Source organism: Comamonas sp. NyZ500 (assembly GCF_016772095.1).
Taxonomy (GTDB): Bacteria; Pseudomonadota; Gammaproteobacteria; order Burkholderiales; family Burkholderiaceae_C; genus Comamonas; species Comamonas thiooxydans.
In genome coordinates, this window is record NZ_JAEIJE010000006.1 from 226905 (window position 1) to 245412 (window position 18508).

Annotated in this window: 16 protein-coding genes; 9 read left to right on the top strand and 7 right to left on the bottom strand. The window is 61.4% G+C overall.

Annotated features, from left to right (window positions below; all coding sequences use genetic code 11):
• Positions 1-144: 144 nt before the first annotated feature.
• The 5 genes from JAO85_RS12135 to JAO85_RS12155 all read left to right on the top strand — a co-directional run bounded on the left by JAO85_RS12135 (position 145) and on the right by JAO85_RS12155 (position 6259).
• Entirely contained in the window at positions 145-1413 is a 1269-nt protein-coding gene (locus tag JAO85_RS12135; RefSeq protein WP_039050292.1) for an MFS transporter, read from the top strand.
• 751 nt (positions 1414-2164) lie between these two features.
• Complete coding sequence (locus tag JAO85_RS12140; RefSeq protein ID WP_202788149.1) at positions 2165-3109, top strand: dihydrodipicolinate synthase family protein; 945 nt, start codon at positions 2165-2167, stop codon at positions 3107-3109.
• Between the two features lie 212 nt (positions 3110-3321).
• Positions 3322-3954 (top strand): TRAP transporter small permease, encoded by a 633-nt coding sequence (locus tag JAO85_RS12145; protein WP_012840224.1) that lies wholly within the window; start codon positions 3322-3324, stop codon positions 3952-3954.
• A gap of 1 nt (position 3955) precedes the next feature.
• Entirely contained in the window at positions 3956-5221 is a 1266-nt protein-coding gene (locus tag JAO85_RS12150) for a TRAP transporter large permease (RefSeq protein WP_012840223.1), read from the top strand.
• A 45-nt stretch (positions 5222-5266) separates the two neighbouring features.
• On the top strand, positions 5267-6259 hold the full coding sequence (locus JAO85_RS12155; RefSeq protein WP_039050291.1) for a TRAP transporter substrate-binding protein: 993 nt from the start codon (positions 5267-5269) through the stop codon (positions 6257-6259).
• A gap of 76 nt (positions 6260-6335) precedes the next feature.
• On the opposite strand, the gene JAO85_RS12160 is transcribed toward JAO85_RS12155, so the two are convergent.
• Positions 6336-7046: a GntR family transcriptional regulator gene (locus JAO85_RS12160; RefSeq protein ID WP_012840221.1), complete on the bottom strand. Its 711-nt coding sequence runs from the start codon at positions 7044-7046 to the stop codon at positions 6336-6338.
• 171 nt (positions 7047-7217) lie between these two features.
• A complete protein-coding gene (locus tag JAO85_RS12165) occupies positions 7218-8300 on the bottom strand; it encodes an Ldh family oxidoreductase (RefSeq protein WP_237734810.1) in 1083 nt (360 codons plus the stop codon).
• Positions 8301-8546: 246 nt separating this feature from the next.
• Here JAO85_RS12165 and JAO85_RS12170 point away from each other — a divergent pair, with 246 nt between their 5' ends.
• Positions 8547-10133: an aldehyde dehydrogenase (NADP(+)) gene (locus JAO85_RS12170; protein ID WP_202788150.1), complete on the top strand. Its 1587-nt coding sequence runs from the start codon at positions 8547-8549 to the stop codon at positions 10131-10133.
• An 84-nt stretch (positions 10134-10217) separates the two neighbouring features.
• Here JAO85_RS12170 and corA read toward each other — a convergent pair whose 3' ends face one another.
• The 4 genes from corA to tsaB form a co-directional block, all read right to left on the bottom strand.
• Positions 10218-11204, bottom strand: a complete 987-nt coding sequence (gene corA, locus JAO85_RS12175) for a magnesium/cobalt transporter CorA (RefSeq protein WP_004340359.1) — start codon at positions 11202-11204, stop codon at positions 10218-10220.
• A gap of 212 nt (positions 11205-11416) precedes the next feature.
• Entirely contained in the window at positions 11417-12322 is a 906-nt protein-coding gene (locus JAO85_RS12180; protein ID WP_202788151.1) for a uracil-DNA glycosylase family protein, read from the bottom strand.
• Positions 12313-12825, bottom strand: a complete 513-nt coding sequence (gene rimI, locus JAO85_RS12185) for a ribosomal protein S18-alanine N-acetyltransferase (protein WP_034350786.1) — start codon at positions 12823-12825, stop codon at positions 12313-12315. The genes JAO85_RS12180 and rimI overlap by 10 nt, the downstream gene beginning before the upstream one ends.
• Positions 12826-12832: 7 nt before the next feature.
• Positions 12833-13549, bottom strand: a complete 717-nt coding sequence (gene tsaB, locus JAO85_RS12190) for a tRNA (adenosine(37)-N6)-threonylcarbamoyltransferase complex dimerization subunit type 1 TsaB (RefSeq protein WP_034394625.1) — start codon at positions 13547-13549, stop codon at positions 12833-12835.
• 163 nt (positions 13550-13712) lie between these two features.
• On the opposite strand from tsaB, the gene dacB reads away from it, so the two are divergent.
• The 3 genes from dacB to JAO85_RS12205 all read left to right on the top strand — a co-directional run bounded on the left by dacB (position 13713) and on the right by JAO85_RS12205 (position 17281).
• Complete coding sequence (gene dacB, locus JAO85_RS12195) at positions 13713-15161, top strand: D-alanyl-D-alanine carboxypeptidase/D-alanyl-D-alanine-endopeptidase (protein WP_202788152.1); 1449 nt, start codon at positions 13713-13715, stop codon at positions 15159-15161.
• Positions 15162-15398: 237 nt separating this feature from the next.
• The gene (locus tag JAO85_RS12200) at positions 15399-16574 is read left to right on the top strand and encodes an SGNH/GDSL hydrolase family protein (protein WP_237734811.1); all 1176 of its coding nucleotides are present in this window, start codon (positions 15399-15401) and stop codon (positions 16572-16574) included.
• A 35-nt stretch (positions 16575-16609) separates the two neighbouring features.
• Positions 16610-17281, top strand: a complete 672-nt coding sequence (locus JAO85_RS12205; protein ID WP_004340371.1) for an OmpW family protein — start codon at positions 16610-16612, stop codon at positions 17279-17281.
• 56 nt (positions 17282-17337) lie between these two features.
• On the opposite strand, the gene JAO85_RS12210 is transcribed toward JAO85_RS12205, so the two are convergent.
• Entirely contained in the window at positions 17338-18504 is a 1167-nt protein-coding gene (locus JAO85_RS12210) for an acyl-CoA dehydrogenase family protein (protein WP_202788153.1), read from the bottom strand.
• Between the last annotated feature and the right edge of the window lie 4 nt (positions 18505-18508).

Genomic DNA, 18508 nt, shown 5'->3' on the forward strand with positions numbered 1-18508 from the left:
CCGTCGGGCCGGCATGGGCCGGCCCCGGGGTTTCGGCGGCAGCACGGCTGCCGTACCGCGCGCCCGCCAGGACGTGCGCCCTGGCGGGGCCGGCGGGTGCCGGTCCCGGCTTTTCTCTCTCTCAACGCTAGCCGGACTCCTATCATGAAAGACTCACGCTCGTTGCGCTGGTGGGGCGTGGTCACGCTGTTCGTGATCGTCGCCATTTCCTACGTGGACCGGATCAATATCTCGGTCCTCATCACCGATCACGACTTTCTGTCGCACATCGGCCTCACCCCTGACGACCGAACGCGCCAGGGCCTGCTGGCCACGGCCTTCATGGTCGGCTACGGTGTTTCGTCCTTTGTGCTCACGCCGTTCTGCGCGGCGCTGTTCGGCGTGCGCCGCAGCCTGTTTGCCGGCTTGCTGCTATGGGGTGTGGTGACTTTTCTGTCGCCGGCCATGAACAGCTACGGCTTGCTGCTGGCATCGCGCATTCTGCTGGGCGTGTCCGAGGGGCCTTTGTTCTCGCTGGCAGGCAGCTACATCAAGGCGCATTTCGAGAGCCGCGAGAACGGCAAGCCCAACTCCCTGGTCAATATGGGCACCGGACTGGGCCTGGCGGTGGGCTATCCCTTCGTCGGCTACCTGGTCGTGGGCCACAACTGGGAGACCTCGTTCCATGTGCTGGGCCTGATCAACGTGTTGCTGGGCGTTCCGCTGGTCTGGGCCTTTGTGCGCATGCCCAAGGTGGAGACCGGCATGCCCAAGCCCCAGTCGGTGGGCGAGGCCGTGGGCCAGGTCGGCCAGATCGTGCGCGGTGCCATGCACACGCGCTATCTGTGGCTGATCACCATTCTCACGGCGGCCTTTCTGTCCTATCTCTGGGGCAGCAGCAATTGGCTGCCCGCCTATCTCAAGGAGTCGCGCGGCTTTTCCATGCGCGAGATGGGCTGGTTGGCTTCGCTGCCGCAATATGCGAGCGTGGCGGCGGTCTTCGTCGGCGGCATGATCATCGATCGCATCGCGCGCCGCCAGGTGCCGCTGATCTTTGTTTTCGGTAGCCTGGGCGTGGCGATTGCAGTGTGGCTGGCCATCCATATGGAAGACCGCTATGCAGCGGCCTATTGCCTGATTGCCGCCAACTTCTGCTGGGGACTGATGAGCCCGGCCATTCCGAGCACCGTGCAGCATTGCGCGCGGCCCGAGCATGTGGCCAGCGCCTATGGCGTGGTCAATGGTGCGGGCAGTCTGGTCGCGGGCTTCATGCCGGCCATCATGGGTGCGGTGATAGGTGCGCTGTCGGCCCGCGGCGGCGTGGCGGCGGGATTCTTTGCGGGCTTCGCGGCGCTGATAGGCACGCAGGTGATCGTGATGCTGTGCGGCATCGTGCTCTGGGTGCGCGAGCGCGGTGAGGGTAGTGCAGCGTAAGCTACCCTCACCTATTCAGTGGAAGCAGTCTCAGATCATCCTGACTTATGCATCTGTGATGCTGCTCAGACGATAGCTTCTGCAGTGCAGTGACCTTGTCTCTGCGACCTGTGGATTTTCAGTCCTGGGCCTGCGCTTGACTTCATCCCATGCGTGCATGGGACAGGGCTGAGGTGGACTGCGTCAATGCACTTGGTCCTTGGCGCTGGCAGACTGGAACTGCGGTAATGAGCGATGACGAACATCGCATTCAGCGCGTCCGCGACCATGTGGAACAAGCGCGCGAACTCATCGAACTGGGATGCAAGAGGCAGTCCCGTCGGCATGCGACCGGGACCAGCGCAAAGCTGCCTCCATGAGCGGTTTGTGTGCCATACAACGATCACCTGTGCATCCTGACCCTGGCGCAGCGTCAGCGTGGCCCGGCGCCGGGCAGTAACTGAGGGCGGTGCTTCTGCCGCTGCGGGGCCATAGTCGTGAGCGGACCGCTGCCTGGATGCAACGGGAGGGCGGTGGCGATCTCGGCGAGGTATCCAGGAGAACCCTATTGCACAACGCCTAAGAACTACTTAGTCTTCGTTTCTGAATATTTCAAATATATTTGCAGTCTATTTAAAGGCGAAGTATTTCACCGCTCATCTGGATTCCGTGCGCTGATGCAGCGTGCGTTATCCCAAAAACGGTTTCATGCAACGTACTTGCGCGGAACTGAAGGCGGTGTTCTTAGGTGGTTTTTTACAAGGGTAGTTTTATGGAAACGAACATCTTTACCGGCACCATTCCTGCACTCATGACTCCATGCACCGCACAAGGCACGCCAGATTACGACGCGCTGGTCACCATGGGCAAAGAGCTCATGGCCGCAGGCATGAGCGCTGTTGTGTATTGCGGATCCATGGGGGATTGGCCTCTTCTCACGGCAGAGCAACGCCAAGAGGGCGTGGCCAGGCTGGTGGCCGCAGGTATCCCGACCATTGTGGGGACCGGCGCGGTGAACTCGAAAGAAGCCGTGGCTCATGCCGCCCACGCTGCGAAAGTGGGAGCACAGGGGTTGATGGTGATTCCTCGGGTGTTGTCGCGCGGCACTTCCCTGGCTGCGCAGAAAGCCCACTTCACTGCTATTTTGGAAGCCGCCCCGAAGCTGCCGGCCGTGATCTACAACAGCCCACACTACGGCTTTGCAACTCGCGCCGACATGTTCTTTGAGCTGCGCGCCAAGTACTCCAACCTGATCGGCTTCAAGGAGTTCGGTGGTGCAGAAGGCCTGCGTTATGCCGCAGAGCACATCACCTCGAAAGACAACGACGTCACATTGATGGCGGGTGTCGACACCCAGGTGTTCTATGGTTTTGTGAATTGCGGTGCGACGGGTTGCATTACGGGCATTGGCAATGCACTACCCAAGGAAGTTCTGCTCCTGGTTGAGCTGAGCAAAAAAGCAGCCCAGGGGGATGTCGTTGCTCGGCGTCAAGCTCAGGAGTTGGATGCTGCACTGGCCGTGCTGTCGTCCTTTGACGAAGGCACGGATCTGGTTCTGTACTACAAGCACCTGCTGGTCCTCAACGGCAAGAAGGAGTACACGCTGCACTTCAATGCAAGCGATGTATTGACCGACTCACAACGCCGGTATGCCGAATCCCAGTATCAACTCTTTCGCAACTGGTATGCCGCCTGGTCCAAGGGCCTGAGTCATTGATCCAGCGTGAGTCAGCTCCCCGTGGGGAGCTTTTTTTGGGGCATCGATCCAGATCGGAAGCTTGCATCTTCCAGGAACCAGGGTTAGCAGTTTCGCCGGGTTTCCAGGCAAACACCTATTGGATCAATTGAAAAAACTTCTAATATATTTAATATATTTTTAAGATGTATTCAATCTTCTGCGCCTCATTTCGTCAAATCTAAAGAACCTATATGGACGATACAACCCGACCCGCTACCGCCATCAAGCAGCCGCCATGGATTGTGCGCTGGGTGCTGGATGCCTCTGATGCGCTGCTGCGCATGGAACGGTGGTTGCTCACCTTCGCGATGTGTTTTCTGACCGCACTCATTTTGCTCAATGTGGTGACACGCTACAGCGGCATGCCGCTGTACTGGGTGGATGAAGCGGCGGTGTACACCGTGGTCTGGCTCACCTTCATCGGTGCTTCGGTCATGACGCGCCTGCGACTGGATTTTGCAGTGACGATGCTCACCGATAAGCTGAGTCCTCGCAACGCGCGGCGTGCCAAGGTGATTGCCACGGTCGGAGTGCTGTTTTTTTCTTTGGCGCTCTTTGCGATGTGCTGGCGTTGGATGGATCCCATTGGTATTGCCAGCAAGGGGTTTGATGCCAAGGAATACGCGGCGGAGTCGTTTAACTTTCTCTATACCGAACACACCCAGACGCTGGAGTGGCCGGTCTGGGTGCTGCAACTGATCATGCCGATCTTCGCAGTCTGTATGAGCCTGCATGCGCTTGCCAACCTGTTGGAAGACATGAGCCTCGCACCCAAGCGCCAGCACCCTGGCTTTGCGGCAACCAACCCGGACGCGGTGAACTGACATGCTGACCTCCATTTTCTTCATCGCAATCATGATGGTGGGTGTTCCCATCGGCCTCTGTCTTTGCCTTTCGGGGATTTTTTATATCTACAACACCGAGAACACGGTGTTGCTGCAGTCCTTTCCTTCCCAGATGTTCGGGGGGGTAGACAGCTATGGCCTGATTGCCATACCGCTATTTATCTTGATCGGTGAGGTCATGAACAGCGGCGGCATTACACGCCGACTGGTGGACTTGTCGATGGCTTTTGTGGGCTCCATCAAGGGCGGGCTTGCCTATGTGAATATCCTGGCCAACATGCTGGTGTCATCCATCATTGGCTCCGCAACGGCGCAGGTGGCCATCATGTCGCAGGTGATGGTGCCGGAGATGGAGAAGCAAGGCTATGACAAGACCTTTGCTGCAGGCCTGACCGTGTATGGCGGCATGCTGGGTCCGATCATTCCGCCGTCGGTGATGTTTGTGGTCTACAGCGTGCTGGCCCAGGTCGCGGTGGGCGATATGCTGATCGCGGGCATATTGCCAGGTGTTCTGTTGACGGTGCTGTTCTTTGGAGTCATTGCCTGTATGGGCGTGATCTACAACTATCCACGAAGCCCCAAGCGAACCTTGCTCGAACGGGCCAAGACCGTGCTGGTTTCCAGTCCGACATTGTTGATTCCGCTGGTCATCGTGGGCTCCATCCTCACTGGCTTCGCCAACCCCACGGAGGCTGCTGCTGTGGGCGCGATCAGCGCAGTGTTGGTCGGTCGCTATGTGACCCGTGAATTCAAATACTCAGACCTGGGCGCGATCATGCTGCGTTCGGGCATCTACTCGGCCATCGTGCTGTTTCTGGTTGCAGCAGCGGCAGTGTTCTCGTGGTTGTTGATATACGGCAAGGTGCCTCAGATGGTCGCTGCCTGGGTGCAGACCGTAGCGCATGACCCGATTACCTTCCTGCTGTTGGTCAATGTGATTTTGCTGGTCATTGGCACGGTGATCGACGGCATTCCCGGCTTGATCATGACCGCGCCGATTCTTCTGCCCATCGCCACCGAGATCTACCACATCGACCCCCGCCACTTTGGAGTGGTGATCGTCATCAACCTGGTGCTGGGATTGATGACGCCGCCGGTGGGGCTGAGCTTCTTCGTGGCTGCAGCGGTCACTGGTGCCAAGCCGGGTCCCATGTTCGTCGTCACGTTGCCATTCTTCATCATCAGTTGCGTGGCACTTGTCATGCTCTCGCTGTTCCCCAGCTTGTCGTTGGGCCTGCTGAACTGATCCGATTCTTCGCCCTGCTTCGCCTTTCCCTCTACGGAGTTTTTCATGACACTCAATCGACGCCACTTTCTTCAGACCACGGCTGTTGCCGCTGCTCCACTGGCCTTTGTGACGCCTTCGCGTGCGGCTGCGGCCAAGGAACTGCGCTTAGGCGTCATCACGCCTGCTGGGCATTCGTGGAATCGCGCGGCGGTGCAGTTTGGAGAAGCTTTGGCGAAAGAAACCAATGGCAGGCTCAAGGTGACCGTCTTTCATTCGGGTCAATTGGGTAATGAGTCGGCCATGATGCAGCAGCTGCAATCGGGTGCGCTGGACATGGGGTGGATTCAGGCGGCAGAGCTGGGAACGCGTGTTCCGAGCGTAGCCTCGATCAACGCGCCATATCTTGTCCGATCCACTGCTGCTGTAGCGAAGCTGGTCAAGACGCCTGCAGCCTTGAAATTGCTGGATGTGCTGCCGCGCGAAACCGGCTGCATCGGTTTGGGCTGGGGCATCACCGGCATGCGTGTGGTGTTCTCGAACAAGGAGATCAAGACGCCCAATGACCTCAAGGGTATGAAGCTGCGTATTAATCCGACGCCGGTTTACCGTGACTTCTACCAGTATTTCGGGGCAGCGCCGACGCCCATTCCCACACCTGCGGTGTTCGATGCCATGACCAATGGACAAGTGGATGGGCTCGAGGCGGATATAGAGCTCTCTTGGAGCCAGCGCTTTGACAAGGTGTCGAAACTGATGATGCCCATGAACGCGCTGTTCATGCCTGTGGCACCACTGTTCTCGGGTCGTATCTGGGCTACGCTGGATGGGAAGGACCGTGACCTGATTCGCCAATTGACCAGCCAGGCCTTGGACGGCCAGATCAACGATATCGTGACGACAGAGGTTGGCCTGCTGGAGAAACTCAGGAAGGAGTCGATTGTCATTCGCGATATCAATGCCTTTGACAATAAGCCTGCGATTGATGCCTTCGACAAGATCTGGCTGCCCAAAGCGCCTCAGATTGCAGAACTGCGCGCGGTGGGAGCCAAGCTCTGATTGATGATCAGGGGGCGCCGATTGGGAGGCGCCATGAATATGCACAGCAGGCCGCCCCCTGGGAGCGGTCTGCTGTTTAGCTTTCGATAATGCGTCTGGCAAAAGCTTCCAGATAGTCCATCAGGCGGTTGGCGCCGGTAATGGCGGCTGCTTCATCCCCGGTAGAGATACCCTGAGCCAGCTCCAGATGAGCAAGTGCGCCTTCAAGGATATCGCCTTCATGCTGGTAGGCATACCAAAAACGTCTGCACTGCACGATCAGAGGCGTGACGCTTTTGACTGCTGAACGGTTGCGGCTGGCAGTATGGATGATGGCATCGAGCGCATGATCCTCATGCATGTACTCTTCCAGGTTGCCGCGCTTGGCTGCAGCGACCATCTGCTTGGCACATTGGAGGATATCTTTGCGCTGCTGCACCGAGGCTCGCCGGGCAGCGCAAGCCGCCAACAGATTCTCCAGAACCCTGCGTGTCTGGATGACGTCCAGGTGCTCTGCCAGATCGATGTTGGAAACCAGTAGTCCGCGGCGCGGCTGCTGGACGATCAAGTCGATGGAGATCATGCGCAGCAATGCCTCGCGCACAGGCGTCCGGCCCATGCCAGTGCGCTCTGCCAGCTCCGCCTCCACGATGGGACTTCCAGGCTCAAGTTGCATGGTCGACAGCATGGTTTCAATGGCGTCGTAGGCAAGGTCTGCAGCACGGCGCTTCACCGTAGGCAAAGTCTTGGTTTTTGTTGCAGCGGCTTTTACACGTGCAGCTGGAGATTTCTTGGAAGTTGGCATCAAAAAAGCGTGCTGTCGCCATCGTGTCGCAAGAGCAGAGATGGCGGGGTTTTGATTATATTGATCCGATATTTAGAATACATCATGGGCTTGGCGCTTGGTGCAGCCTGTGACAAAACTCTTCATCTGGATCCTTCATCCTCAGCAGAGGCATGCGAGCATGTTCTCATGAGCCTAGTTCAACAGCTGCTGGATGTCACGCAGCAAGGGCTCGGGGATCTGCACATATCCATTGGCTAGACTGCGGCCTCTTGCAGTAAAGCGGCGTTGGGAAGGCAGGCGCGCCCCTTGGCCGGTAATACTCTCGAACAGCGTTTCAGCACGTTGACGCTCTTCGATGAAATTGCCCGGGCTGAAAAATTGGGGATCAAATGCGATAACGATTTCGCCATGACAAGGGGTTGCACCGGCACCGTCGTCGATGCGCAGGGACTCAGCACTGGTCATGTCGCCAATCAATGGCCCGGCCAGCAGCTCGATCATGGTCGACAGGGCCGAACCTTTGTAGCCGCCAAAAGTCAGCATGGCGCCTTGTTGGAGTACGGTTGTGGCATCGGTACTTGGGGCGCCTTCGGCGTCGACCCCCCAGCCTTCGGGCAGTGCGCGACCGCTTCTTTGGTAGAGCTCAATTTCACCGCGGGCCACTGCGCTGGTCGCAAAGTCAAAAATGTAGGGGTGTGCACCGACCCTGGGCCAACCAAAGGCGATCGGGTTGGTTCCGAAAACAGGTCGGCTTCCGCCCGCCGGGGCCACCCAGGAATGGCTGGGAGTCATGGCTAGGGCCGCAACGCCATGCTCGACCAAGGCTTCGATTTCGGGCCACAGGGCTGAGAAGTGATAGCAGTTGTTGATGGCCAAGGCTGCGATCCCGGTTGTCCGGACCTTCTCGAGCAGTACTTTGCTGCCCACCTCGAAAGCGAGTTGTGAGAAGCCGCGCTGTGCATCGACGGCGACGACGCCAGGTCCGCGGTCGCTGATGATGGGTATGGCATCGCGCACGACAGCGCCATGCTGGAGCGTGCGAGCGCACGATAGAACCCGGTACATGCCATGCGAATGGCACTCGTCGCGCTCTCCCGCTGTGATCACGCGCGCAATGGCTTGCGCATGTTCGGCAGACAGGCCGAGGTGGGTAAATACGCGATAGGCCAGGTTGTGCACCTCATCCAGCGTCAGTGCCGTGTGGCCTGGTTTCGATGCGGTTGTTTGAGCACTTTGGCCAGGGTGGTTCAGGTCGATGTTTGGCATGAGTTCCATGGCGTGCTCCTGTGCTTGGTTATGGACTGCTTGTTGACGTGCCCTGGTTGCGCTGAATGGCAAAGAAGCCTGTCAAGATTGATGGAAAATTTTATAAGGATAATTTAAATATATTAACAAGATACTTTATGATTTTCAAAGGCGCTCATATTCCTGACGAGATCGTGCGTTATCCAGGCGTTGCTTGCACTTCCTGGTCGGCTGGAGCTCTGCCATTCCGATCCATAAACACATTAGGAGACAAAGATGCAAATTACTGGCGAAATGCTTATCGGCGCGAGTTCGGTGCGCGGTACAGAAGGACAGCAGCAAGCGTTCGATCCCCGCATGGATCAATTCATCGCAACGCCCACGTTCGGTATGGGAGGGCAGGCCGAAGTGGACCGGGCTGCCCAGTTGGCGGCGCAGGCATTTGATCCCTACCGTCAACTGTCGCTTGCCAAGCGTGCAGAATTTCTGGAGCTGATTGCCGACAACATCATGGCTTTGGGCGATGCCCTGATCGAGCGCGCCATGGCCGAAAGCGGCCTGCCGATGGTGCGCCTGCAAGGCGAGCGTGGGCGCACGGTTGGACAGTTGCGGCTGTTTGCCAAGGTGGTGCGCGATGGCCGTTTTATGAGCCCCGCCATCGACCACGCACAGCCCGAGCGCACGCCGCTGCCACGTGCCGACCTGCGCCTGGCCAAGATGGCACTGGGCCCGGTGGCTGTGTTCGGTGCGAGCAATTTTCCGCTGGCGTTCTCGGTGGCAGGGGGCGATACGGCGTCGGCCTTGGCTGCCGGTGCCCCTGTGGTCGTCAAGGCCCACAGCGCCCATCTAGGCACTTCCGAAATGGTGGGTCGAGCGATTCAGAAAGCGGTCAGAGATTTGGGGTTGCCCGAAGGGGTGTTTTCCCTGCTGATGGGCGCCGGGCGCAAGCTGGGTGAAGCATTGGTAGCACATCCTGCCATCAAGGCCGTTGGCTTTACCGGATCGCGCCAGGGAGGGCTTGCGTTGATGCGCATCGCCAACGCACGCCCGGAACCCATTCCCGTCTACGCGGAGATGAGCAGCATCAACCCGGTGTTTCTGATGCCGGCCGCCCTGGCCGCGCGTGCAGAGTCGATAGGGCGCGGTTTTGCCGATTCGCTGACGATGGGGGCGGGGCAGTTCTGCACCAATCCTGGGATGGTGGTGGTCATTGGTGACCGCAATGTGCAGCGCTTCATCGATGCCGCAAGCCAGGCGCTTGCCACCAAGCCGGCCCAGACCATGCTGACGCAGGGCATTCACCAGGCCTTTGATGCCGGCGTTGCCAAGGTTGGTGGTGCGGAAGGTGTGGAGAAAGTTGCACAGGGGCAGCCTGCGGATGGACTGCACAATGCTGCGCAGGCCGCGCTGTATGTGACGGATGTGCAGCGCCTGTTGTCATCGCCTGTGCTGCAGGAGGAGATGTTTGGCCCGGCCTCTATTGTCATTCGGGCCAAAAACTTCGATGAGGTTCTCCAACTGGCTGAGCAACTGGAGGGCCAACTGACAGTGACGCTGCAGATCGATCCCGCAGACTATGCCGACGCGCAGCGCCTCATCCCCGTGCTGGAGCGCAAGGCGGGACGCATCTTGGCCAATGGTTTTCCGACCGGAGTCGAGGTATGCCACGCCATGGTGCATGGAGGTCCTTTCCCATCCACGTCCAACGCTATGTTCACTTCTGTGGGCGCCAGCGCCATTGACCGCTTTCTACGTCCGGTGTGCTATCAGGATTTGCCGGATGTGCTGCTCCCAGCGGCTGTACAGCAAGCGAACCCACAGGGACTTGTCCGAGTGATCAATGGCTCTCTAGAGGCGCGTTGACTGGTGGCAAGCGCGCTCTGCTGTTCCAAGGAGAGGGCGCTTGCCTGTGTCGATGTGTGAGCGACCAGCTGTGCCGGGCATGTGTTATTTCAACCAGCCGCGTTTGCGGAAGTACAGCATGGGGCCGACGGCGCTCAGAATCATCAGAGCGACCACGTAGCCGTAGCCGAATTCCCACTCCAGCTCGGGCATGAACCTGAAGTTCATGCCGTAGACGCTGGCAATCAGCGTGGGAGGCAGCAGAGCCACGCTGGCCACCGAGAAGATCTTGATGATCTTGTTCTGATTGATGTTGATGAAGCCGACCGTGGCGTCCATCAGGAAGTTGATCTTGTCGAACAGAAAGGCCGTGTGACTGTCCAGCGACTCGATGTCGCGCAGAATCTGGCGCGCTTCCTCGAACTGCTCGGCGTTGAGCATCTTGGAGCGCATCAGAAAGCTCACGGCGCGGCGCGTGTCCATGACGTTGCGGCGGATGCGGCCGTTCAAGTCTTCCTGGCGGGCAATGGCACCCAGCACTTCCTTGGCCATCTCGTCGGTCACATCGCCGGACAGCACCATCTTGCTGGCTTTTTCCAGGTCGTCGTAAATGCGCTCCAGCGTGTCGGCAGAGTACTCGGCATCGGCGTCAAACAGCTTGAGCAGAACGTCCTTGGCATCGTCGATCAAGCCGGGCGCACGGCGCGCTCGCATGCGCAGCAGGCGAAAGACAGGCACATCCTCGTCGTGGATGGAGAACAGCACGCCATGGCTGCGCAGCGCTGCGTTGTGCTGGTTGACGATAAAGGCCACGCGCACCGAGCGGGGGTCTTCGTCGTCGTCGATCAGAAAGTCGCTGCGGATATGCAGCTCGCCGTTGTCTTCTTCGTAAAAACGCGCCGATTCCTCGATGTCGTCGTCCATCGCATCCTCAGGGATGGACAGTTCATAGTGCTGCTTGATCCAGCGCTTTTCTTCGAGGGTTGGCGATTCCAGATCGACCCAGACGGGGCGAAAGCGTTCCAGGTCTGCCAGGGACTCGATTTCTTCCTGAACGAGTCGGCCATTGGCTAGCGTAAAGATGTTGAGCATCAGCTCACTCCCGGTTGTTCTTGAGGTTCTGCAGGGATCAGGGCGCTTTCAACCCCCACAGTCTGTACCGGGAGCTGAAAGCTACCAACTAGGGTAGGTTTCCACGGATGTCTTTCAGTAATTCGAAGCCAGTGATTATGCTACGTTGCACTGCAGCATGTCGCGTGCGGCATAGTTGGGCAAGTGGGTAAGCGGGGCTTGTCGCCCCCCTGTCACAGCCCCTTGGTAAACGCGTCGGCCTGCACCAGATCGGCCCAGGCACCGGCCTTGGCCTGCGGCGCACGCAGCAGATAGTTGGGGTCGTAGGTCACCACCGTGGGCACGCCCGCAATGTGGTGCGGCTCGGCCCGCAGCCGGCCCAGCGCGTCATGGCGGCCCAGCACGGCACGTGCACTGGCCAGGCCCAGAACCAGCACGCAGTCGGGGCGCAGCTCGCGCAGCAGAGTCTCCAGGGCGGGTTGCAGCGCCTGGGCATGGCTGAGATCGGCATCGGGTGGCGCACGGTGCAGGGCGGCGCTGAAGACACGCGGTTTTTCCTGCAGTCCGAGGGCACGCAGCATATTGTCCAGCAGCTTGGCGGCATCACCCTGCAGCGCCGTCTGGGCGCTGTCGGCCGCAGGCCTTTGCGCCGGGCTCAGCAGAGGCGGGTTGGCGGCAGGCTCCAGCAGGATCAGCCAGCCGCCTTGCTCGGCGCTGTGCACATGCTGCGGCGCATGGGGGTAGACCAGCTGGGCGGGACTGATGGTCCAGCCGAGGCCTGGCTCGCCGGCCGGGCCTGCGGCGGGTTGCTGCACAAACTGACGAGGCTCGTGCGCCCGGTGACCGGACAGATTCTGGGGCGGTGGGCTGGCTGGCCTGGCGGTCTGGGCGGGCGGCTGAACCGGTGCCGGCGCTGCCTCGGCCGCAGGTGCAGCGGCCTGAGCCACGGGCGGGCTTACGGGGGCGGGCGGCGCCGTGCGCATCGCCGGTGCCGCGACGGACTCCGCGACCGGTGATGGTGCGGCGGCGATTGCAGCGACAGCAGCAGTTGCTGCTGGTTCCACGGGCTCGGGCAGCCAGACGGTGATGCCCATGGCTTCCAGCATGGCCCGCTGGCGGGCATCCAGGTTCAGGGCCATAGTTTCAGACTCATGAGCACCGCATGTTCGCGCGGGCCGTTGGGGTTGGGATAATAGTTCTTGCGCAGGCCGACTTCGGCAAAGCCGTGCCTGAGATAGACCTCGCGGGCGCGGGCATTGCTTTCGCGCACTTCCAGCCAGATCCACTGGGCATTCTGCTGCCGTGACCATAGAGCCAGCGCATCGAGCAGCACGCGCGCCCAGCCCTGGCGCTGGCAGGCCGGGTTGACGGTGATATTGAGCAGATGCACCTCGTCCAGCGCCTGCATGGCGACAAAGTAGCCCAGCAACTGATGATCGGCATCGACCAGCAGCTGTATCTGGTAGCCGGCCACCATGGCATCCTGGAAGTTGCCGCGCGTCCAGGGATGGACATAGGCCTGCTCCTCGATCGGGAGCAGGGTGTCCAGCCAGAGCGCGGACAGCGGCTCGAAATGCACCAGGGATGCCGCGTCCTGGGTGCTGGCGTCGGCGGCGAGTGTGGAGCTGCTGGGCAAGGTCATTGGGCGCTTATCGGGAGGCGATGCCGGTTGCATCGGGTGTGAGGGCTGCGGCGGCCTTTTCGGCTTCGCGCTCGGCCGTGGTTTTTGCCACTTTATCGCGGATATAGCGCGGCAGCGCCTCTTCGGCCGGTACCGCGCAGCCTTTTGCCAACAGTGCCGGTGCCAGGCGCAGCATGGCCGTGGCCGTGGGCATGGCGTGCACATGGCGGGCGGCTGGCGCCAGCAGCTCGGGGTAGACGGGCTGGGCATTGCCCGCCACGGCATGGCCGGCTGCAGCCTGCAAAGCCTCGGGGGCGCACAGGCCGAAGTCCTCGGGCTCGATCCACTGGCCGTCCACATAGCAAAAGGCTGCGTGATAGACCTCGTGCATGCGCGCGTCGAGCACGGCCTCGACCTCGGTGCAGCCATGCAGATGACGGGCCTCTTCGGCCACGGTGAGCAGCGAGTCCACGGGCAGCACGGGAACCTTGGCGGCAAACGCCAGACCCTGGGTGATGGCGCAGGCCGTGCGCAGGCCCGTGAAGGAGCCGGGGCCGCGCCCGAAGGCAATGGCGTCCAGCTGCGCGAAACTCAGCCCCGCATCCTTCATGAGCTGGCGTATCGCCGGCAGCAACTGGGCCGACGACTGCTGCGCGCCAGGCCCGCTGTGCTGCCAGATGGCATCGCCACGCTGGACGGCAACAAACAGGGTATCGGTACTGGTGTCGATGGCGAGAAGATTCATGTTCGGCGGGGCGTCAGCCGCAGGCGGGCTGGAGCGCAATACGGGCTGCACTGGGCTGCAACAGACGGCAGCATAACCCTGCATTATCGGACGCCCGCTGCCAGCTTGCCGCGGGCGCTGCCAATGCCCGGCATGGGCGAAGCCCGGCGTAGACTCTGGCCCCATGCTGCAGACCCCCTTCTTTCTTCGCAAGACCCTGAGCGCGCTGGGCGCATCGCTGCTGGCGCTGCTGGCCCAGCCCACGCTGGCGCAGTCTCCGCCTGCCGACACCCGCATTCCCGCCGCCGTGGACGCGGCGCTGCAACGCGCCAAGATTCCGCGCGACGCCGTATCGCTGCTGGTGATGAATGTGGATGGAAAATCGCCACCGAGCCTGGCCTGGCGCACGCACCAGGCCATGAATCCGGCCTCGGTCATGAAGCTGGTCACCACCTATGCGGCGCTAGACCAACTGGGCCCGGCCTATGTCTGGCGCACACCCGTCTATCTGGGCGGTCCGGTGGTCGATGGCGCCTTGCGCGGCAATCTCTACATCCAGGGTCAGGGCGACCCCAAGCTGGTGCTGGAGCGCCTGTGGCTGATGCTGCGCCGCCTGCAAGGCATGGGCATCAAGGTCATCGTGGGCGATATCGTGCTGGACCGCAGCGCCTTTCAACTGCCCGCGCATGATGCGGCGGTCTTCGACAACGAGCCCTGGCGGCCCTACAACGCCTCGCCCGATGCGCTGCTGATCAACTACAAGGCCGTGGCGCTGAATATTGCTCCTGATACAGGAGCGGGTGTCGCTCGTATTCAATACGATCCACCGATGTTTGGTATGGAAAACCAGCAGACAGTTGCGCTAGCTGCTCCTACTTCTGATTGCGGCGACTGGCGCAGCAAGATGCAACTGGACATGAACAATCCGCAGCGCATCGCCTTCAACGGCAGCTATCCGGCAAGCTGCGGCGACAAGAGCTGGTCCATTGCACCGGCGCAGCCCGAGCGCTTTGCGGCCAAGGCCATAGAAGGCATGTGGCGCGAGCTGGGCGGCAAGCTCACCGGCGCCGTGCGCGACGGCAGCGTGCCACAGGGCCTGCTGCCGGCCTTCCAGCTGGAGTCTCCGGCGCTGTCCGAAGTGGTGCGCGACATCAACAAATACAGCAACAACATCATGGCCCAGCATGTGCTGCTCACGCTGGGCATGCAGCGCACCGGCGTGGCCAGCTTCGACTCCGCGCGCCAGTCGCTGGCACAGTGGTGGGCCGCGCGCTGGGGCAATGCCGAGCAGCCCGTGGTGGACAACGGCGCAGGCCTGAGCCGCAATGCCAGCATCACGGCCAGCGGCCTTGGGCAGATGCTGCAGAACGCCTGGGTCTCGCCCGTGATGCCCGAGTTCGTCTCCTCCATGCCCATTGTCGGCGTGGACGGCACGCTGCGGCGCAGCAAGAGCCGGTTTGCGGGCGCCGCCCACCTCAAGACCGGTAGTTTGCGCGACTCGGCAGCGTTGGCCGGCTATGTCGACGGTGCCAGCGGCCAGCGCTATGTGCTGGTGGCCATGGCCAACCATGCCAATGCGGCCGCGGCACGCACGGCCTGGGATGCACTGGTGGACTGGACGGCGGCCCAGTAGCCGCCCGGGGCGGCGCTCCATCACCGCTACATCGCCGCCCTTTGCCCGCCTCGAAAAACCGGACCCTGGTCCGGTTTTTTTGTTGGGTGACAGCTTGATGACCCGCTTATTGGGCGTTGGATTTTTGTCCGACCATCGGTAATTGCCCGATAACAACGCGGGGATGAGTGTCGCTAGGATGACGCTGAGGAAAAAAGCACGACCGTGCGATTCACAACACCTCAGGAGAACATCATCTTGGCAAGCAAACTCAAACTCTTGGCGGCTGCAATGGCAACGGTGGGCCTGTTGGCGGCCTGCGGCGGCGGAGGCGGGGCCGATACCACCCCCAAGGCCAAGGTCACCTCGGTCAAGGTCATGGGCGATAGCCTCGCGGACAGCGGTACCTTCGGCTTCAAGTTCACGGTACAGGGCTCGGCGCCCACTGGTGCTGGTTCGACCATGATCTGGCCCGAGCGCATCGCCGACCAGTTCAGCCAGAGCTTGTGCGCCCACTTTCGTGCCGGTGACGAGAATCTCACGACTTATCAGGAGGTCGCCACCTGCACCAACTACGCCGTGGGTGGTGGCCGCGTGAACCCGCTGGATGCGCCGACATCGCCCAAGTCGGTACTGGTTCAGATCCAGGCCGCATCCAAGGCAGGCTTCAGCGTCGATGATCTCGTCGTGATCGATGGCGGTGCCAACGATGCCGCCGATGTGATCGGGGCGCTGATTGCCGCGGCCAAGGGCAATTCGCAGCCGCTGAACGCCATGGTGGCCTGGCTGGATTCCAAGGCTGCGGGAACGTCCACGGCCCTGATGACCCAGGCCGGAGGCGATGCCTCCAAGTTCGCAGGTCTGGCGGCGGGTGCCTATCTGCAGACCCTGGCCAAGACTCTGGCCGGCTCCATTGCGCAGAATGTGGTCGCCAAGGGCGCCACGCGTGTGGCCGTGCTGAATGTTCCCGCCATCACCAAGACACCGCGCTTCCAGATGGTCCTGGCCAGCATTGCCCAGGCCGCAGGCGGCGGGGATCAGGGGGCTGCTGCGGCCGCCAAGCAGGAAGCGTCATTCGATGCCCTGGTACAGGTCTTCAACAACCAGCTGGCTGCCAGTCTGGCAGGCCAGTCCCAGGTGGTCCTGGTCGATTTCTACACCGAGTTCAAGAGCCAGATCAGCAACCCGGCACAGTACGACTTCGACAACGTGAAGGACCCGGTCTGCCCGATCACTGGCGTGGACGAAAGCGGCCTGCCCAGCTACACCTTCCCCACCTGCACGGCAGCGGCCTTGAGTGCCACACCCGGCAAATCCAGCCCTGACTGGTGGCAGCACCATGTCTTTGCCGACAGTTTCCACCCCACGCCTTACGGCCATCAGCAAATGAGCCAGCTGGTTTCTCGCTCTCTGGCCCAGAAGGGCTGGTTGTAAATCCGTCCGCACCTCAATAACAAGGAGACAAAACCATGAAAATTTCTGTGCGGATCATTGCAGCCGCTGCTGCGCTGGCGGCCTGCGGTCTGGCCAGCGCCCAATCGGCCGGAAGCTGGATGGCGCGTGTCGGCGTGACCCATCTGTCGCCCGATGTGAGCAGCGGCAATCTGTCGGCACCATCCTTTCCCAACACCAAGGTCGACGCCGGCAGCAATACCCAGCTGGGCGGCGGCATCACCTATATGGTGACCGACAATCTGGCGCTGGACGTGCCTCTGGCCACGCCCTTCAAGCATGATCTGTCGGGAGCCGGCTCGATTGCCGGCGTGGGCAAGCTGGGCAGCACCAAGGCGATACCGGCGACGCTGATGCTGCAGTACCGCTTCAACGAGGCCAAGGCCGCGTTCCGCCCCTATCTGGGCGTCGGTGTGACCTATGCTCATTTCTATGGCGAAAAGACCACGGCTACGCTCAACGGCCTGACAGGGGGCACCCAGGCGAATCCGACCACCGCCGAGCTCGACGACAAGTTCGGTGCGCTGGCGCAGCTGGGCTTTGTCTACAACTTCAACGAGCGCTGGTTTGTGGATGCCTCCTACTCCAAGAGCTTTCTGAAGACCAAGATCCACCTGTCTTCGGGCCAGAGCATCAGCGTCAGGCTCAATCCCGATGTGTTCTCCGTGGGCATAGGCTACCGCTTCTGAGGCGGCGCGGCCTACACGAAAAATCCGGGCGGGTCCCGGATTTTTTGGCTGCGGCTTCAGTTGTAGTGCTGGGCCGAGGGCTCCTCGCCATGCACGGCCCAGCGGCCCAGGGCCTGGAGCTTGTAGTCCAGCGGATCGTGCAGGGTATGGGTGCGCACATTGCGCCAGAAACGGTCGAAGCCGAGATCGGCATGGGTGCCGCGCGAGCCCACCACATCGAACATCTCCTGGGTGGCGAACAAGGTGCAGCGATGCGCCATGACCTTGGCTTCGAAGACGGCGATGGCGACCTCGGCGCGTTCCGCCGCGCTCAGCGCAGGGCCGCGCTGCCAGGCTTTTTGCAGCAGCTCTGCGCCGTGATCGGCCATCAGGGCGGCTCCCGAAATCTGCGCCTGCATTTCGCCCATGCGGCGCAGCAGATAGGGATCGTCAGTGGCGCGCTCCGCCGCCGAGCCCAGCCAGGGCCGGCCATGTTCGCGCGCATAGTCGCGTGCCTGCCGGCGCGCGCCCTGGGCCACGCCGACAAACAGATTCACCAGCACCAGCTGCGCCAGGCAATTGCGCAGCGTATGAAAGGCCGTGACCTCGGCGCTCTCGTCGCGCATGACGGCGCTGGCAGGAAGCTGCACGCGATTGAACTGAACCGAGCCGCTGTCGGTCTGGCGCTGGCCCATGGGGTTCCAGTCATCCTTGACGGCAATGCCGGGCGAGGCGGTTTCAAGCAGGCCCAGAACCGGCTGCGCATGGCCTGCCACACTGGCCGATACCGTCAGGTAGTGAGAGCCGCGCGTGCCCGAGCAAAAGCCTTTCAGACCGTCGAGCACATAGCCGCCGGCGAGCTCCGAGCTGCGGGGCAGGGCCTGCAGACGCGTGTCGCGCGGGTTCAGCGCATTGCCCCACCAGCCGTTCTCGTCGATGGTGCGGCGCAGCCAGAGGCGCTGCTGCTGGCGCGAGCCATAGATCAGCACGGTGGCGACCTGGAGCTGGTGAAACGCCAGCACATGGGCCAGGGCGCTGTCGACGGCGGCCAGGGCGCGCACATGGCGGTAGATGTCGGGCCAGCTCAGCGCATCGCCGCCATGCTCGCGCGGAATCGCCAGGCGCAGCAGGCCGGCATCGCGCAGCAAGGCTTTTTCCGCTGCCGCATGGCCGCCCTGGCGGTCGCGTGCAACGGCGGTTTTTTCCAGGGTACCGAGTACATCGTTGAAGTGACTGGAGAACATGGTC

Excerpts from the sequence above, each read along its gene's own strand:
- corA (WP_004340359.1), bottom strand. The coding sequence starts at position 11,204 with ATGCTCAACATCTTTACGCTAGCCAATGGCCGACTCGTTCAGGAAGAA.
- JAO85_RS12135 (WP_039050292.1), top strand. The coding sequence starts at position 145 with ATGAAAGACTCACGCTCGTTGCGCTGGTGGGGCGTGGTCACGCTGTTC.
- rimI (WP_034350786.1), bottom strand. The coding sequence starts at position 12,825 with ATGACCTTGCCCAGCAGCTCCACACTCGCCGCCGACGCCAGCACCCAG.
- JAO85_RS12170 (WP_202788150.1), top strand. The coding sequence starts at position 8,547 with ATGCAAATTACTGGCGAAATGCTTATCGGCGCGAGTTCGGTGCGCGGT.
- JAO85_RS12150 (WP_012840223.1), top strand. The coding sequence starts at position 3,956 with ATGCTGACCTCCATTTTCTTCATCGCAATCATGATGGTGGGTGTTCCC.
- JAO85_RS12205 (WP_004340371.1), top strand. The coding sequence starts at position 16,610 with ATGAAAATTTCTGTGCGGATCATTGCAGCCGCTGCTGCGCTGGCGGCC.
- JAO85_RS12140 (WP_202788149.1), top strand. The coding sequence starts at position 2,165 with ATGGAAACGAACATCTTTACCGGCACCATTCCTGCACTCATGACTCCA.
- JAO85_RS12145 (WP_012840224.1), top strand. The coding sequence starts at position 3,322 with ATGGACGATACAACCCGACCCGCTACCGCCATCAAGCAGCCGCCATGG.
- JAO85_RS12180 (WP_202788151.1), bottom strand. The coding sequence starts at position 12,322 with ATGGCCCTGAACCTGGATGCCCGCCAGCGGGCCATGCTGGAAGCCATG.
- JAO85_RS12165 (WP_237734810.1), bottom strand. The coding sequence starts at position 8,300 with ATGGAACTCATGCCAAACATCGACCTGAACCACCCTGGCCAAAGTGCT.
- dacB (WP_202788152.1), top strand. The coding sequence starts at position 13,713 with ATGCTGCAGACCCCCTTCTTTCTTCGCAAGACCCTGAGCGCGCTGGGC.
- JAO85_RS12210 (WP_202788153.1), bottom strand. The coding sequence starts at position 18,504 with ATGTTCTCCAGTCACTTCAACGATGTACTCGGTACCCTGGAAAAAACC.
- JAO85_RS12155 (WP_039050291.1), top strand. The coding sequence starts at position 5,267 with ATGACACTCAATCGACGCCACTTTCTTCAGACCACGGCTGTTGCCGCT.
- tsaB (WP_034394625.1), bottom strand. The coding sequence starts at position 13,549 with ATGAATCTTCTCGCCATCGACACCAGTACCGATACCCTGTTTGTTGCC.